The sequence below is a fragment of the Primorskyibacter flagellatus genome, from assembly GCF_048268605.1.
GTDB lineage: Bacteria > Pseudomonadota > Alphaproteobacteria > Rhodobacterales > Rhodobacteraceae > Primorskyibacter > Primorskyibacter flagellatus.
Genome location: NZ_JBLWVF010000001.1, coordinates 221608 through 236174, shown reverse-complemented (window position 1 = coordinate 236174; position 14567 = coordinate 221608). Strand labels below are relative to the sequence as shown.

Annotated in this window: 16 protein-coding genes; all 16 read right to left on the bottom strand. The window is 60.3% G+C overall.

Annotated features, from left to right (window positions below):
• Positions 1-4: 4 nt before the first annotated feature.
• The 16 genes from ACN0WV_RS01155 to ACN0WV_RS01080 all read right to left on the bottom strand — a co-directional run bounded on the left by ACN0WV_RS01155 (position 5) and on the right by ACN0WV_RS01080 (position 14562).
• Positions 5-1546: an NADH-quinone oxidoreductase subunit M gene (locus tag ACN0WV_RS01155; RefSeq protein ID WP_417603144.1), complete on the bottom strand. Its 1542-nt coding sequence runs from the start codon at positions 1544-1546 to the stop codon at positions 5-7.
• A complete protein-coding gene (nuoL, locus tag ACN0WV_RS01150) occupies positions 1546-3840 on the bottom strand; it encodes an NADH-quinone oxidoreductase subunit L (protein ID WP_417603142.1) in 2295 nt (764 codons plus the stop codon). Before nuoL ends, ACN0WV_RS01155 begins: the two co-directional genes overlap by 1 nt.
• Positions 3841-3845: 5 nt before the next feature.
• Positions 3846-4151, bottom strand: coding sequence for an NADH-quinone oxidoreductase subunit NuoK (gene nuoK, locus ACN0WV_RS01145; RefSeq protein ID WP_084352367.1), 306 nt, complete (start codon positions 4149-4151; stop codon positions 3846-3848).
• Positions 4152-4320: 169 nt separating this feature from the next.
• A complete protein-coding gene (locus ACN0WV_RS01140) occupies positions 4321-4923 on the bottom strand; it encodes an NADH-quinone oxidoreductase subunit J (protein ID WP_417603140.1) in 603 nt (200 codons plus the stop codon).
• The gene (locus tag ACN0WV_RS01135) at positions 4920-5327 is read right to left on the bottom strand and encodes a carboxymuconolactone decarboxylase family protein (RefSeq protein ID WP_084352371.1); all 408 of its coding nucleotides are present in this window, start codon (positions 5325-5327) and stop codon (positions 4920-4922) included. Before ACN0WV_RS01135 ends, ACN0WV_RS01140 begins: the two co-directional genes overlap by 4 nt.
• On the bottom strand, positions 5324-5749 hold the full coding sequence (locus tag ACN0WV_RS01130; RefSeq protein WP_417603138.1) for a DUF4259 domain-containing protein: 426 nt from the start codon (positions 5747-5749) through the stop codon (positions 5324-5326). Before ACN0WV_RS01130 ends, ACN0WV_RS01135 begins: the two co-directional genes overlap by 4 nt.
• A gap of 16 nt (positions 5750-5765) precedes the next feature.
• Positions 5766-6260: an NADH-quinone oxidoreductase subunit NuoI gene (gene nuoI, locus ACN0WV_RS01125; RefSeq protein ID WP_084352375.1), complete on the bottom strand. Its 495-nt coding sequence runs from the start codon at positions 6258-6260 to the stop codon at positions 5766-5768.
• Positions 6261-6308: 48 nt separating this feature from the next.
• Positions 6309-7346 carry an NADH-quinone oxidoreductase subunit NuoH gene (gene nuoH, locus ACN0WV_RS01120; protein ID WP_417603136.1) on the bottom strand — a complete coding sequence of 346 codons (1038 nt, stop codon included), beginning with the start codon at positions 7344-7346 and terminating at the stop codon, positions 6309-6311.
• Between the two features lie 7 nt (positions 7347-7353).
• Positions 7354-7764 (bottom strand): hypothetical protein, encoded by a 411-nt coding sequence (locus tag ACN0WV_RS01115; protein ID WP_417603134.1) that lies wholly within the window; start codon positions 7762-7764, stop codon positions 7354-7356.
• Positions 7761-9776 carry an NADH-quinone oxidoreductase subunit NuoG gene (gene nuoG, locus ACN0WV_RS01110; protein ID WP_417603132.1) on the bottom strand — a complete coding sequence of 672 codons (2016 nt, stop codon included), beginning with the start codon at positions 9774-9776 and terminating at the stop codon, positions 7761-7763. Before nuoG ends, ACN0WV_RS01115 begins: the two co-directional genes overlap by 4 nt.
• Before the next feature lie 5 nt (positions 9777-9781).
• A complete protein-coding gene (locus tag ACN0WV_RS01105) occupies positions 9782-10177 on the bottom strand; it encodes a DUF5333 domain-containing protein (RefSeq protein ID WP_417603130.1) in 396 nt (131 codons plus the stop codon).
• Between the two features lie 130 nt (positions 10178-10307).
• A complete protein-coding gene (locus ACN0WV_RS01100) occupies positions 10308-10637 on the bottom strand; it encodes a hypothetical protein (protein ID WP_417603127.1) in 330 nt (109 codons plus the stop codon).
• Between the two features lie 4 nt (positions 10638-10641).
• The gene (gene nuoF / locus ACN0WV_RS01095; RefSeq protein WP_417603814.1) at positions 10642-11940 is read right to left on the bottom strand and encodes an NADH-quinone oxidoreductase subunit NuoF; all 1299 of its coding nucleotides are present in this window, start codon (positions 11938-11940) and stop codon (positions 10642-10644) included.
• Between the two features lie 7 nt (positions 11941-11947).
• Complete coding sequence (locus ACN0WV_RS01090) at positions 11948-12172, bottom strand: DUF5337 domain-containing protein (RefSeq protein WP_084352389.1); 225 nt, start codon at positions 12170-12172, stop codon at positions 11948-11950.
• Between the two features lie 15 nt (positions 12173-12187).
• Positions 12188-13204 carry an endonuclease gene (locus ACN0WV_RS01085; protein WP_417603125.1) on the bottom strand — a complete coding sequence of 339 codons (1017 nt, stop codon included), beginning with the start codon at positions 13202-13204 and terminating at the stop codon, positions 12188-12190.
• Between the two features lie 32 nt (positions 13205-13236).
• A complete protein-coding gene (locus tag ACN0WV_RS01080; protein WP_417603123.1) occupies positions 13237-14562 on the bottom strand; it encodes an NADH-quinone oxidoreductase subunit E in 1326 nt (441 codons plus the stop codon).
• Between the last annotated feature and the right edge of the window lie 5 nt (positions 14563-14567).

Here is a 14567-nt window from a genome sequence, read left to right as displayed (position 1 = left end):
TCCCTCAGTGCGACGCCACCTGGACGGCGTCGGAAGACGCGGCCAGTGCGGTGTCGTAGTTTGAAACCAGCGCCTCTACCGAGGGGCCGATGATGTCTGTTACCAGGCTGGGATAGACCCCCAGCAGAAGCGTCATGGTCACGAGCGGCGCAAAGATCCACTTCTCGCGGCGCGTCATGTCGGAGATCGAACGCAGGCTTTCCTTGATCAGATCACCCATCACGACCCGGCGATAGAGCCACAGCGCGTAAGAGGCCGACAGGATCACCCCTGACGTCGCGACCACAGCCACCCAGGTGTTGACCTGGAATACGCCCATCAATGTCAGGAATTCACCAACAAAGCCGGACGTACCGGGCAAGCCGACATTGGCCATGGTGAAGAACATGAAGATCAGCGCATAGGACGGCATCCGGTTCACCAACCCGCCATAGGCGTCGATGTCGCGGGTGTGCATCCGGTCATAGATCACGCCGACACACAGAAACAGCGCGCCCGAGATGAAGCCATGGCTGAGCATCTGGAAGATCGCCCCGTCAACGCCCTGCTGGTTGGCCGCAAAAATCCCCATCGTCACATAGCCCATATGGGCGACCGACGAATAGGCAATCAGCTTTTTCATGTCTTCCTGAACCAGCGCAACGAGGCTGGTATAGACGATGGCAATCGCGCTCATCCACAGGACCAGCGGGGTCAGCACATCGGCCCCCACCGGGAACATCGGAAGGCTGAACCGCAGGAAGCCATAGCCGCCCATCTTCAGCAGGATCGCCGCCAGCACGACCGAACCTGCCGTCGGGGCCTGAACGTGCGCATCGGGCAACCATGTGTGGACCGGCCACATCGGCATCTTGACCGCGAAGCTGGCAAAGAAGGCCAGGAACATCAGCGTCTGCATCCCGCCGACGACATGGATCCCAAGAACAGAGAAACCCGCAGACGAGAACTGATGCGTCATCAGCGTCGGGATGTCGGTGGTTCCGGCCTCTGCGAACATCGCCACCATGGCGACCAGCATCAGGACCGACCCGAGGAAGGTGTAAAGGAAGAACTTGAAGCTCGCGTAAATGCGTTCCTTGCCACCCCAGATACCGATGATCAGGAACATCGGGATCAGGCCGGCCTCGAAAAAGACATAGAAGAGGACCAGATCCAGCGCCATGAACACGCCGAGCATCAGCGTCTCAAGCAGCAGGAATGCGATCATGTATTCCTTGACGCGCGTCTTGACGCCCCAGCTTGCCGCGATGGTCAGCGGCATCATGAAGGTGGTCAACAGCACGAAGAGCACGGAAATCCCGTCCACGCCCATCTTGTATTTCAGCCCAAGCAGCCAGGCACCCTCTTCCACCATCTGAAAGCCGGTGTCGGCGGGGTTGAACTGAAACAGGATGAACAGCGAAATCAGGAAGGTCGCCCCAGTCGCAAACAGCGCCAGCCATTTGGCATTGCGATCCGCCGCCTCGTCTCCGCCACGCAGGAACACGGCGAGGATCAGCGCTGCCAGCGCGGGCAGGAAGGTGACAATCGAAAGAAGGTTGTCCATCAGTGCGCTCCTCCGCTGAGCGTCATCCAGGTGATGAAGATCGCAACCCCGATCACCATGGCGAAGGCATAGGTAAAGATGTAGCCGGACTGAGCGCGCCCCGCGAGCCGTGTGAAGAAGGGCACAATCCCCATTGCGACACCATTCAGCGACCCGTCGATGGCCTTGCCGTCACCGCCCTTCCACAACAGGCGGCCAAGCGATTTTGCAGCGCGGATGAAGATCACATCGTACAGCTCGTCGAAATACCACTTGTTCAGCAGGAACAGGTACAACGGACGTTGCTGCTCTGCCAACTTGCGCGGCATGGCGGGGTTCACGATGTAGAACCAGTAGGCCACGACAAAGCCGATCAGCATGGCGATGAACGGGCTGACCTTGACCCAGACGGGTGCGTGATGCGCGTCGTCCATGACATGGTTGTCCGGTCCGGTGAAGATCGCGCCTTGCGGCGCCATCCCGGAAACAACGGGCGCATGATCCGCGTCTGCCTCACCATGCGCTTCATCACCCAAAGCGTCCCCTTGCGCAGCCTCCGCCGCAACAGTTTCGCCATCGGCCGCGGGTTCAGCATCACCGGCATCTGCAACAACGCCCTGATCAGCAGTTGGGGCTTCGGAATTTGCGGTGTCGGCGGCGACGTCCTGGTTATCGGACGCCGCTTCGTCGGCCTCTGCCCCTGCAACCGATCCGTCAGCACCGGCATCGGCGGCATGATCTTCGGTCGCGGCGGTTTCGCCGTGCCCCTCGGACGCCTCGGCATGGGCCGGGACACCGAAGAAACGGTTAACGGTATTATGGTCGCCGAAGAAACTGTTATACCAGACCATCCCGGCCAGCACCGAACCGACCGCCAGCACACCCAGCGGAATCAGCATCACTTTGGGAGACTCATGCGCATGTTCATGCGTATGACGGTCGCCGCGTGCCTTGCCGTAAAAGGTCAGGAACATCAGCCGCCAGCTATAGAAACTGGTGAAAAGTGCCGCGACCACCAGCATCCAGAAGGCATAGCCGCCTTGCGTACCGGCCCAGGCGCTCTCGATCACGGCGTCTTTGGACAGGAATCCGGCAAAGCCGATATGGGTCAGCGGTATCCCGACACCGGTGATGGCCAGCGTGCCGATCAGCATCGCCCCGAACGTATAGGGGATCTTTTTGCGCAGGTTGCCGTAGTTCCGCATGTCCTGTTCGTGATGCATGGCGTGGATCACCGAACCGGCCCCCAGAAACAGCATCGCCTTGAAGAACGCGTGTGTCAGCAGGTGGAACATCGCCACCGAATAGACGCCGACACCGGCGGCCACAAACATATAGCCAAGCTGCGACATGGTCGAATAGGCGATCACACGCTTGATGTCGTTCTGTACCAGACCGATCGTCGCCGCGACAAAGGCGGTAGACGCCCCCATGAAGGTGATGAAGGTCAAGGTTTCGGGCGCGTATTCCATCAAGGGCGACATGCGGCAGACAAGGAAGACACCGGCCGTTACCATCGTCGCGGCGTGGATCAGAGCCGACACAGGGGTCGGACCTTCCATCGCGTCGGGAAGCCATGTGTGCAGGAACAGCTGCGCCGATTTCCCCATCGCGCCGACGAAGAGCAGGAAGGCAATCAGGTTTGCCGCGTTCCACTCGGTCCACAGAAAGGTCAGTTGCGTATCGGCCAGACCGGCAGAGGCGGCAAACACGTCGTCAAGCCTGATCGAGTCCGTCAGGTAGAACAGCCCCAAGATCCCCAGCAAAAAGCCGAAATCACCGACCCGGTTGACCACGAAGGCCTTGATCGCGGCGGCATTGGCGCTTGGCTTGCGGTAGTAGAAACCGATCAGCAGGTATGAGGCGACACCGACGCCTTCCCAGCCAAAGAACATCTGTACAAGGTTGTCGGACGTGACCAGCGCCAGCATGGCAAAGGTAAAGAAGGACAGGTAGGCGAAGAAACGCGGCTTGTAGACTTCACCCTCTTTCCATTGCGGATCATGATCCATGTAGCCGAAGCTGTAGAGATGAACCAGCGCGGAAACGGTTGTCACAACGATCAGCATGATCGAGGTCAGACGGTCCAGACGGATCGACCAATCCGTCGACAGCGACCCGGATTCGACCCAGCGCAGGATCTGAATGTGTTGTGTTTCCGGGCCATGGGTCAGAAAGACGATCCACGAAAAGAAACAGGCCACGAACAGCAGACCGGTGGTGATCCACATGGCCCCACGCTCGCCGATCAGACGCCAGCCGAAACCAGCGATCAGGGCACCGACCAAGGGCGCGAAGAGGATGATCGTTTCCATGTCGGTCAGCCTTTCATGACGTTGACGTCTTCCACGGCGATGGTGCCGCGGTTCCGGAAGAAGCAGACGAGGATGGCAAGGCCGATGGCCGCCTCGGCCGCGGCGACGGTCAGGACGAACAGCGTGAATATCTGCCCCACCAGATCGCCCAGAAAGGACGAAAAGGCCACAAGATTGATGTTCACCGCCAAGAGCATCAGTTCGATGCTCATCAGCAGGATGATCACGTTCTTGCGGTTCAGGAAAAGCCCGAAGATGCCGATGACAAACAGCGTCGCCGCGACCGTCAGGTAATGTTCAAGTCCGATCATCTTGTCCCTCAAGAAGTCTTGCCCGGTTTTCCGGGTCGTTTCGGCGTCCGGCGGTCAGCCCAGAAAGGAGTAGCCGCCCAACACGATGATCAGAACGACCACCACAATGATTATTGTATTTGTCGACATTACATGTCCTTTCGTTTCCAGACAGGGCGCGATCGCGAGATCACAACCCCTGCCCCGGTTTCACGTCACGCAGTTCCATCGCCTTGGCCGGATCACGCATCATCTGCGCGATAATATCCTGGCGCTTTACATCCTTGCGGTGGCGCAGAGTCAGCACGATGGCACCGATCATGGCGACCAGCAGGATCAGCCCGGCCAGTTGGAACAGCAGGAAATACTGATCGTAAAGCAGCAAGCCCAAAGCCTCGGTGTTGTGCCGCCCGTCGGGCATCACTGCCGCGCGCATACCTTCGGCAGCCTCGGAGGTCTGCCAGACCCCGAGCGCCATGCCAAGCTGCATCAGGATGATCACCCCGAACAGCAGTGCCAGTGGCATATAGCCCGCCATTTCGGCCCGAAGTTCGGCAAAATCCACGTCCAGCATCATCACGACGAAGAGGAAAAGCACCGCAACCGCGCCGACATAGACGATGACCAGCAGCATCGCGACGAATTCTGCCCCGAGCAAAACGAAAAGCCCGGCCGAGCTGAGGAAAGCCAGGATAAGCCACAGCACAGAATGCACCGGGTTTCGGCTGACAACGGTGAACAGTCCACCGGCAATCGTGCACAGTGCGAACAGATAGAAAGCGAACACCATCATGTTTCGTTATCCTTGTTATCTTCCATCACCGCGCGCGCAAGATCCATCGCGCGGGTCATGGCCGGAATTCCCGCGAACATCGACATCTGGGCGATGGTCTCGGCAATCTCGTCATTGGTTGCGCCGGCTTCCATGGCGTGTCGGACGGTCATGCGCAATGGGGTTTCTGCCTGCGCGCCCTGCATGGTCAGACCTGCCAGCGTCAACAAAAGCCGCGTCTTGGCGTCCAGCCCTTCCTTGCTAAGGCCCCGCCCGAACCACATTTCCATGCTGTCCTTGGGCATGGTCGGCCAAAGCTTCTCGAAGCCCTTGGGATTGAACGTCTCCATCGCCGGATTGAAGGCCTTGGCCATTTCCTGCGCCTGAGCCATCATCAGTTCGAAAGGGGTCTTTGCATCCGTCATAGCGTGCCTCCATTCAACCGTTCCCTGAGCCCGTTCACAACGCCAAGCCATTCGGCCAGCGAATCCGACTCCGTCCACATATCGTAAAGCTCTGACGTACCGTCATCCGTCACGACAATATCAACCGTGCGGGGTGCCAGACCTCGCGCATCCGCCGAACCCGCCACATCCGCTTCGTGCAGGCGGATCACATTACGCTCATCCTCACCCAGGTCATCCGAGGGTTGCCCGAGGCTGGTGCCGACGATCTCGGCCGCCGCTAGACCGATGGCTCCGACATCGGCATCGACATAGCCCGCCGAGGCAGACGCGATCACGTCTTCAAACGCCTCAATCACGGCACCGACGCCCCCGGCCTCGTACTCCCCCAGGAAGTCCGCCGCGTCGTCATTGTCGAATATTCCGATGCCCCAGGCACCCATGTCGTTTCTCCCGGCGTTAGCGGTAGGGCGCGTCCAGTTCGAGATTGCGGGCAATCTCTGATTCCCACCGGTCGCCATTCGCAAGCAGCTTTTCCTTATCGTAGAACAGCTCTTCGCGGGTTTCCGTCGAAAATTCAAAATTCGGGCCTTCGACAATCGCATCCACCGGGCACGCCTCCTGGCAGAAGCCGCAATAGATGCACTTGGTCATGTCGATGTCGTAACGTGTCGTGCGGCGGCTGCCGTCGTCACGGGGTTCCGCGTCAATCGTGATGGCTTGCGCCGGGCAGATCGCCTCGCACAGTTTGCAGGCGATGCAACGCTCTTCACCGTTGGGATAGCGGCGCAGCGCATGTTCGCCACGGAAACGCGGGCTGAGCGGGCCTTTTTCATGCGGGTAGTTCAGCGTCGCCTTCGGAGCGAAGAAATACCGCAGCCCCAGCTTCATGCCGATCACGAAATCCCAAAGAAGAAAGTATTTCGCGGTCCGCCTGTAGTCGATCTGGGTCATAGCACCACCTCTGGGTCAGCTTTATAACAGTTTGCCAGCGTGTTCATCTTAGACCCCCGTCGACCAGCGGGCGAAGATGCCCCAGAACCAGCCGAACTTTGCGGCGAAGGAGACGAAGACCACCCAGAACAGGCTGAACGGCAGGAACACTTTCCAGCCAAGGCGCATCAGCTGGTCATAGCGGTAGCGCGGGGTGATCGCCTTGACCATCGCGAAGAGGAAGAAGAAGAACGCCATCTTGCCGACCATCCACAGCGCCCCGTCCGGCAGGCCCGGAATGGGTGACAGCCAACCGCCGAAGAACAGCAGCGAGGTCAGTGCGCACATCAGGAAGATAGCGATATATTCGCCGGCCATGAACAGCAGGAAGGGCGTCGCGGAATATTCCACCTGGTAGCCCGCAACCAGTTCCGATTCCGCCTCTGGCAGGTCGAATGGCGGGCGGTTGGTTTCTGCCAGCGCCGAGATGAAGAACAGGAACACCATCGGGAAATGCGGGATCCAGTACCAGTTGAACAAGCCCAAATCGCCGTCCTGTGCCCGGACAATGTCACCAAAGTTCAGCGATCCGGTCGAAATGATTACCCCGATGATGATGAGGCCAATCGAGACCTCATAGGAAATCATCTGCGCGGCCGACCGCAACGAGCCGAGGAACGGGTATTTGGAGTTCGAGGCCCAGCCGCCCATGATGACGCCGTAAACCTCCAGCGAGGAGACAGCGAAAACATACAGCACGGCGACGTTGATATCCGACAGCACCCAGTTGTCGTTGAACGGGATCACCGCCCAGGCGATGATTGCCAGCACGAAACTGGTCATCGGTGCCAGAATGAACACGGTCTTGTCGGCACCCGCAGGCACGACAACTTCCTTGAGAACGTATTTCAGCGCGTCGGCCACCGATTGCAGAATGCCGAACGTGCCCACTACGTTCGGACCCCGGCGCATCTGGACCGCAGCCCAGATCTTTCGGTCGCCATAAACGAGGAACAGCAGCGAAATCATCACGAAACCGGTCATCGCCAGGCATTGCGCGGCGATGATCAGCAGGATCCCCAGCGGGGTGGAAAAGAATTCAGCCATCAGGTCCTCACACCATCGGTATTCCGTTCTGAGCGCAGGCTTCGGCGACGACTTCGGCGTCGATCGTCATCAGCCCGCGCGGCAGCGTTGGCGAGATGGTGTAAACCGCATCTCCCCGCCAGAGGCCACCCTCTTCTGTCACATTCGTGCGCAAATGACGCGCAAAACCGTAGTCCCGGTCAAGGGTGTAGCGCGACACGGCACATTCGGCGTAGCGCTCGATGTCTTTCGGCCCCTGCCCGCCCTTCAGCGCGACAAATACATTCACCAGATCATCATCCAGCGCCTCGGTCTTAATTCCCACATATTCAGGCGCGACTGCAGGCTCGGCCAGATCGGCCGTATCCGTGGCGGCGCAGGCCGAGACTGTCCCGGCCAGCGTCAGCGCGCAAAAGGGTATCAAGCGACGACGGCTCATTCCGCTGCCATTGGTTTTTTCGCACGCGCCGCCGCGTTTGCGGACAGTTCGGCCATCAACTGGCTGGACCGCGCGATCGGGTTGGTCAGGTAGAAATCACCAAGCGCGTGACGGAATGTCGCCTCGCCCAATTCGCCCAGATCCAGCGGAGTCCACGCGTTTTCCGGCACAGAGTCGATCTCTGCCAGATGCGGCACCGCCTCGACCAGCGCGCTGCGCAGTTGCGCCAGGCTGTCGAAGGGCAGCTTTGCGTCCAGTTCCGCTGACAGGGCGCGCAGAATGGCCCAGTTTTCCTTGGCCTCGCCGGGGGCGAACCCTGCGCGAAGCGCCAATTGCGGGCGGCCTTCGGTGTTCACGAACAACCCGCTTTCCTCGGTATAGGCGGCACCCGGCAGGATGATGTCGGCGCGGTGCGCGCCGCGATCGCCGTGGCTGCCCTGATAGATCACGAAGGCACCGGGGGCGATGTCGACCTCATCCGCGCCAAGGTTATAGACCAGTTCGGCGTCTTTCAGTGCGTCCATGCCACCTTCGGTCACAGCCCCCACATCCAGCGCGCCGGCACGCCCGGCCGCCGTGTGCAGGATCAGAAAGCCGGATCCGGTGACATCGGCGAATTTCATCGCCTGCGCCAGAACCGCAGCACCGTCAGCTTCCTGCAAGGCACCCTGCCCGACAATCACCAGCGTGTTCTTGTCCTTCGCCTCGCCCTCATGGTCGTTTGTCATTTTCTCAAGTGCCGCGCGATCATCGCCCGCGTGCCAGTATTCGTATGACAGATCCAGCTTGGGTCCGACAACGCCAACCTTCGCGCCGCGCAGCCACGCCATCCGGATACGCGCGTTCAGCACCGGCGCCTCGATCTCGGGGTTGGTGCCGATCAGCATGATCGCATCGGCGCTGTCGATGTCCTCGATCGCGGCCGTTCCGACATAGGCAGAGCGGTTGTCGGCGGGCAGCTTTGCGCCATCCGTCCGGCATTCCACGCTGCCGCCCAGCCCTTCGATCAGCTGCTTCAATGCGTAGGTCGCCTCGACCGGGGCCAGATCGCCGATCAGCCCGGCAACCTTCTTTCCCTTCATCGCCTCTGCCGCCGCCGACAGCGCCTCTGGCCATGTCGCGGGCTTCAACTTGCCGTCCACGCGGATATAGGGCTTGTCCAGACGCTGACGCCGCAGCCCGTCCCAGACAAAGCGCGTCTTGTCGGAAATCCATTCCTCGTTCACGCCGTCATGGTTGCGCGGCAGGATGCGCATGACTTCGCGCCCCTTGGTATCCACACGGATGTTCGACCCCAACGCATCCATCACGTCGATGGTCTCGGTCTTGGTCAATTCCCAGGGCCGCGCGGTAAACGCATAGGGTTTCGACACCAGCGCGCCCACCGGGCACAGATCAATGATGTTGCCTTGCAGGTTCGAATCCAGCGTCTCGCCCAGATAGGAGGTGATCTCGCTGTCTTCGCCCCGGCCGGTCTGGCCCATCTGGGTGATGCCCGCGACCTCTGTCGTGAAGCGCACGCAGCGGGTGCAGGAAATGCAGCGCGTCATATGTGTCTCGACAAGCGGACCAAGGTTCAGATCATCCACCGCGCGCTTGGGCTCGCGGAAGCGGCTGAAATCGACACCGTAGGCCATCGCCTGATCCTGAAGGTCACATTCACCACCCTGGTCGCAGATCGGACAATCCAGCGGGTGGTTGATGAGCAGAAACTCCATCACGCCTTCGCGGGCCTTCTTGACCATAGGCGAGTTGGTCTTGACCACCGGCGGCGCGCCTTCCGGGCCGGGCCGCAGATCGCGGACCTGCATCGCGCAGGAGGCCGCAGGCTTGGGCGGGCCGCCCACGACCTCGACAAGGCACATCCGGCAGTTTCCCGCGATCGACAGACGCTCATGGTAGCAGAAACGCGGAATTTCCACGCCCGCCTGCTCGCATGCCTGGATCAGGGTCATTGCCCCGTCCACTTCAACTTCCTGCTCGTCGATGATGATCTTGCGTAGGTCCGACATCGGTCTCACTTTGCTCTGAGCAAGGCGCCAACCTGGCTGTTCCTTGCGATTTCCTTGCGCCCCAGCGCGCAATATCCGCTCTCGTTTGTGGCCCCGTTGGCCACCAGAAAGGCCTTTGCTTCGGCCTCAAGACGTTTGCGATCCGCCTTGCTTTTCACGAAGTCCTCGATCTCGTCCTTGCTGTAGCCCTGCGCCTGCGCATGGTTTTCCAGCTTGTTGATGAATTGCAGCGCCGCAATCATCCGGGGCCCGATGGACCCGCAATTGCTGCGGATCTCATCCGCGATCGCAATGTTGCGCAACCCGTCATTCACAAACTTCACCGAGCTCAGCGGCGGCTGGGCCGCAGAGGCCGTTCCCGCCGCCAGCAGCGCGAGGATCAGGGGCAATTTCAGTGCCATATCATTATTCCTTTCCATGTCCTGGAAAGCCCGCGCGAAACGCGGACTCCACCACTTGGCGACATGGGGTCACAGCTGCCTGTTATACAATAACAGACCCCGCAACCACCTGATATGACATACCCTTTTATCATTCAACACAACGTCCGACAAAGGTCAGCGTATCGTCGGATACGCGTAGCTGATCGGCCGGGGTATCCGGGCCGATCGCCCAGTCGATGTTGGACGTGCCGTAATACCGGATACAGTATTTCGTCCCCTGATGACGCCCGGCTTCGCGCGCCGCGTCCAACCCGCTGGAGACCGGACGCGCCGTCGCCGTGAAGTCGTGCTTGTCATCACCCGAACCGCGCGCCTTGCCCGAGAAATACTGGCCGTCGATCACGCTTTGGTTTGAGCGCAGCTTGGAGCATCCGCCCAAGGTCAGCGCGACACAGGTCAGGATCAGAATTGTCCGCATTGGCCTACTCCGCCGCCACGGCGCTGACGCGGCCTGTGCGTTTCGCCTTGATCCGGTCCTCGATCTCGTCGCGGAAGTTGCGGATGAGGCCCTGAATGGGCCAGGCCGCCGCGTCGCCGAGGGCGCAGATCGTGTGGCCTTCGACCTGCTTGGTGACGTCAAACAGCATGTCGATTTCCTCGACCTCCGCCTCGCCCCGCACCAGACGTTCCATGACCCGCATCATCCACCCCGTGCCTTCGCGGCAGGGCGTACACTGTCCGCAGGACTCGTGCTTATAGAATTTCGCCAGACGCCAGATCGCCTTGATGATGTCGGTGTCCTTGTCCATCACGATCACCGCCGCCGTGCCAAGGCCAGAGCCAAGCTCGCCGCGCAGGTAGTCGAAATCCATGATGGCGTCTTTCATCTTTTCGCCGCGCACACAGGGCACGGACGATCCGCCGGGGATGACGGCCTTGAGGTTGTCCCAGCCGCCACGGATGCCGCCGCAATGCGTCTCGATCAGTTCCTCGAAGGAAATCGACATCGCCTCTTCAACCACGCAGGGGTTGTTGACATGGCCAGAGATCGCAAACAGCTTCGTGCCCGCATTGTTCGGACGCCCGAAGCCCGCGAACCATTCCGCGCCGCGCCGCAGGATCGTCGGCACAACGGCGATGGATTCGACGTTGTTCACCGTCGTCGGGCAGCCATACAGACCCGCGCCCGCCGGGAAAGGCGGCTTCATGCGCGGCATGCCTTTCTTGCCCTCAAGCGATTCCAGCAGGGCTGTTTCCTCGCCGCAGATATAGGCACCGGCACCATGCGCGACGTAGATGTCGAAATCCCATCCCGACCCGGCCGCGTTCTTGCCGACCAGACCGGCGTCATAGGCCTCGTCAATCGCGGCCTGAAGCGCCTCCTTCTCGCGGATATACTCGCCGCGGATGTAGATATAGCACGCATGCGCCTGCATCGCGAAAGAGGCAATCAGGCAGCCCTCGATCAGTGTATGCGGATCGTGGCGCATGATCTCGCGGTCCTTGCAGGTGCCGGGTTCGGATTCGTCGGCATTCACCACCAGATAGGACGGCCGCCCGTCGCTTTCCTTGGGCATGAAGGACCATTTCAATCCGGTGGGAAAGCCCGCACCGCCGCGACCACGCAGGCCAGAAGCCTTCATCGTGTCGACGATCCAGGGTGCCCCCTTCTTGATGATGTCGGCCGTGCCATCCCAATGGCCCCGCGCCTGCGCGCCCTTCAGCGTGCGGTCATGCATCCCGTAGAGGTTGGTAAAGATCCGGTCCTGATCCTGCAACATCGCGTGCCTATCCTTCATTGTCCCGGCGTTTCCGCCAGATCTGGTATGTCACGACCATCGCCCAGAAGAGCGCGGCCAGTACGGCGAGATCTATGAGCAGGGCATACCGTCCCGGCAAACCCAACATCGGTCCCACCCATTGGGCCGCAATCCAAAACAGCATAGAGCCAGCAATGACAAGGGCGACAAACCGTCCCTGCCGCGCCGTTTGCTGATCTTGGTCACGTCCCATCGTATTCAGTATCCGTCAGTACACGTCGCCCTTGTCGACGCGTTTGGAAAATTCGGTATCCCCGCCGGCAGCGAGGATTTTGGCCTGTTCGACCCAATCGTCTCGGCTGACGCGCCCCTTGAAGCCTGACAGGTTGGCATCCACCCACGCCACCTCGTCCGCCGTCCAATTGGCAACCTGATCGAAGTGGTAAAAGCCCATTTCATTCAGCAGGGTTTCCAGCTTTGGCCCCACGCCTTTGATTTCTTTCAGGTTATCAGCACCGCCATCGCGCGCCTTTGTCAGCGTCTCGGGCTTGGAGCCTTCAAGCGCGTCTTCGCCGTCATGATCACCACCGCTATCGGCCGATGTCGGCTCAGTCTTGGCCGGGTTGCCTGCGTCATCCGGCTTGGCGGCCTCATATTTCCAGCTGCCCTTGCGGCTGGACAGCTCCGCCTCACCCGAAAGGACAGCAGAGGGTTTCACGACGGACCCGTTCGCCGTCTTATCACCGGCGGCCGTCTTCGGCGTCGTGACATCTGCGTTCTCGGCTTTGGCTGTGGCATCGTCTTTTGCTTTGGCCTGCGCTTTATCTGCTTTCGCTGCCTCAGCCTGCGTGTTTCCGGCGTTGGCATCGCTTGACGCATCGGTGGCGGTTTGGCTTACCACCTTCGTTTCAGCTGGCGCTGGTTCAGGTGCCTTGGACGCTCCGGCATCGGTTGTCGACGACTTGGCCGCCGGGCGTGCAGATCCCGTTCCGGTCACGCCCGCCACGGACATAGGAATGTCGGAACCGCTACCAGCACCGGCAGTTCCCGGTCCATTTGATATGCCTTTGGCACGCATGCTCTGCCCCAACTTGGGAACGTCTGGACACATCAGCCAAGTCAGCAGAAGCCCCAACAAAGCCACCACAAGCACCCCAAGGAAGATCGATGTGCCCCACCCGTATCCTCCGACGCTGAGCGCCAGTATCAGTGTGACAACACCAAGTGCCGCGGCCAAGGCCCAGCATTTGGTCTGACAGCTATATCCAGAACCGGATTGGGTCATCGTGACTCTCCCTGAAAAATCTTATGCGGTGGTTACGTTTCGTCTTTGCCACCTTTCTGAACACGCGCCGAAAATTCCGTCTCTCCCCCCTCGGCCAGGGTTCTTGCCTGCGACACCCATTCGTCACGGGTCACACGCCCTTTGAAGCCTTCGAGGTTCTCATCGACCCAGGCGATTTCCGCCTCGGACCAGTTTGCGATCTGGTCAAAATGATAAAATCCGAGCGAATTGCACATTTCTTCAAGCTTTGGACCGATGCCCTTGATCTGCTTGAGGTCGTCGGCCTTGCCGTCACGCGGCCCCTCCAACGCTTCCGGCCGGGAGCCGGAGGTGGAAGACGTATCCGCTGTCGCCGCAGCCTCGTCAGATGGCGCTTTCTTGGCTGGCGCATCACTGCTGTCGGTTGTCCCGGAGGAGGCCGCTTTGCCGGATGTGTCAGATTTCTCGGGCTGGCCGTCCGTATCCGCGGTTCCTTTTTCTGCGGCGGGTCTGGTCTTGGTCGAGTCCGCCGCCTTCGCACTGGCAACGGGCTTGGCCACGGTCTTTGCTTCGGCCTCGCGCTTGTCTATTCCCGTCTCGTCGATCGTCTCATCCGCGCCGGGTTTCGGTTGCTTGGCAGGGCCAGCCGAATCCCGGACCGGTCTATCCACCTTGTTCTGCCAAGGTGCCAGCAAGGGCACTTCGGTGCCGTCGATACGTTTGATCGTATCGCCGATATCCGTCGCAAGCTGGGCGCTCGCGTTATATTTGGTATGGCCGCTGTCATATTCCTTCAGGCTGGTCAGCCCCGATTTCGGTTCCGAGGCAAAACGGCCATTCTGCGGTCCCGGCACCGGCACCTTGCCCGCGGCCAGTTCGTCCAGAATTTCGGCCAGACGTTCGGTCGTCAGATCCTCGTAGTAATCCTTGCCGATCTGCGCCATCGGCGCGTTGGCACATGCCCCGGCGCATTCGACCTCTTCCCAGCTGAACTTGCCGTCAGCAGAAAGCTCGTGCGGCTTATCGGCAATCTTTTCGCGGCACACGGCCATCAGATCCTCCGCCCCGCAAATCATGCAGGACGTGGTGCCGCAAATCTGAATATGTGCCACAGTTCCAACAGGTTGCAGCTGAAACATGAAGTAGAACGACGCCACTTCCATAACCCGCATATAGGCCATGCCCAGCATCTCGGCGACAGCCTCGATCGCAGGGCGGGTCAACCAGCCTTCTTGTTCCTGCGCGCGCCACAGAAGCGCGATGACCGCGCTGGCCTGTCGGCCCTCGGGGTATTTGGTGATCTGGGCTTCGGCCCAGGCCAGATTTGCATCTGTGAAGGCGAAACTTTGCGGTTGGTCGTGATACAGGCGTCTCAGCATGGTCG

Coding starts and splice junctions, on each gene's coding strand:
- ACN0WV_RS01130 (WP_417603138.1), bottom strand. CDS start 5,749: ATGGGTGCCTGGGGCATCGGAATATTCGACAATGACGACGCGGCGGAC.
- ACN0WV_RS01105 (WP_417603130.1), bottom strand. CDS start 10,177: ATGGCACTGAAATTGCCCCTGATCCTCGCGCTGCTGGCGGCGGGAACG.
- nuoG (WP_417603132.1), bottom strand. CDS start 9,776: ATGTCGGACCTACGCAAGATCATCATCGACGAGCAGGAAGTTGAAGTG.
- ACN0WV_RS01090 (WP_084352389.1), bottom strand. CDS start 12,172: ATGGGACGTGACCAAGATCAGCAAACGGCGCGGCAGGGACGGTTTGTC.
- nuoL (WP_417603142.1), bottom strand. CDS start 3,840: ATGGAAACGATCATCCTCTTCGCGCCCTTGGTCGGTGCCCTGATCGCT.
- nuoI (WP_084352375.1), bottom strand. CDS start 6,260: ATGACCCAGATCGACTACAGGCGGACCGCGAAATACTTTCTTCTTTGG.
- ACN0WV_RS01155 (WP_417603144.1), bottom strand. CDS start 1,546: ATGGACAACCTTCTTTCGATTGTCACCTTCCTGCCCGCGCTGGCAGCG.
- ACN0WV_RS01140 (WP_417603140.1), bottom strand. CDS start 4,923: ATGATGGTGTTCGCTTTCTATCTGTTCGCACTGTGCACGATTGCCGGT.
- ACN0WV_RS01115 (WP_417603134.1), bottom strand. CDS start 7,764: ATGAGCCGTCGTCGCTTGATACCCTTTTGCGCGCTGACGCTGGCCGGG.
- ACN0WV_RS01080 (WP_417603123.1), bottom strand. CDS start 14,562: ATGCTGAGACGCCTGTATCACGACCAACCGCAAAGTTTCGCCTTCACA.
- nuoF (WP_417603814.1), bottom strand. CDS start 11,940: ATGTTGCAGGATCAGGACCGGATCTTTACCAACCTCTACGGGATGCAT.
- nuoH (WP_417603136.1), bottom strand. CDS start 7,346: ATGGCTGAATTCTTTTCCACCCCGCTGGGGATCCTGCTGATCATCGCC.
- ACN0WV_RS01135 (WP_084352371.1), bottom strand. CDS start 5,327: ATGACGGATGCAAAGACCCCTTTCGAACTGATGATGGCTCAGGCGCAG.
- nuoK (WP_084352367.1), bottom strand. CDS start 4,151: ATGATCGGACTTGAACATTACCTGACGGTCGCGGCGACGCTGTTTGTC.
- ACN0WV_RS01085 (WP_417603125.1), bottom strand. CDS start 13,204: ATGACCCAATCCGGTTCTGGATATAGCTGTCAGACCAAATGCTGGGCC.
- ACN0WV_RS01100 (WP_417603127.1), bottom strand. CDS start 10,637: ATGCGGACAATTCTGATCCTGACCTGTGTCGCGCTGACCTTGGGCGGA.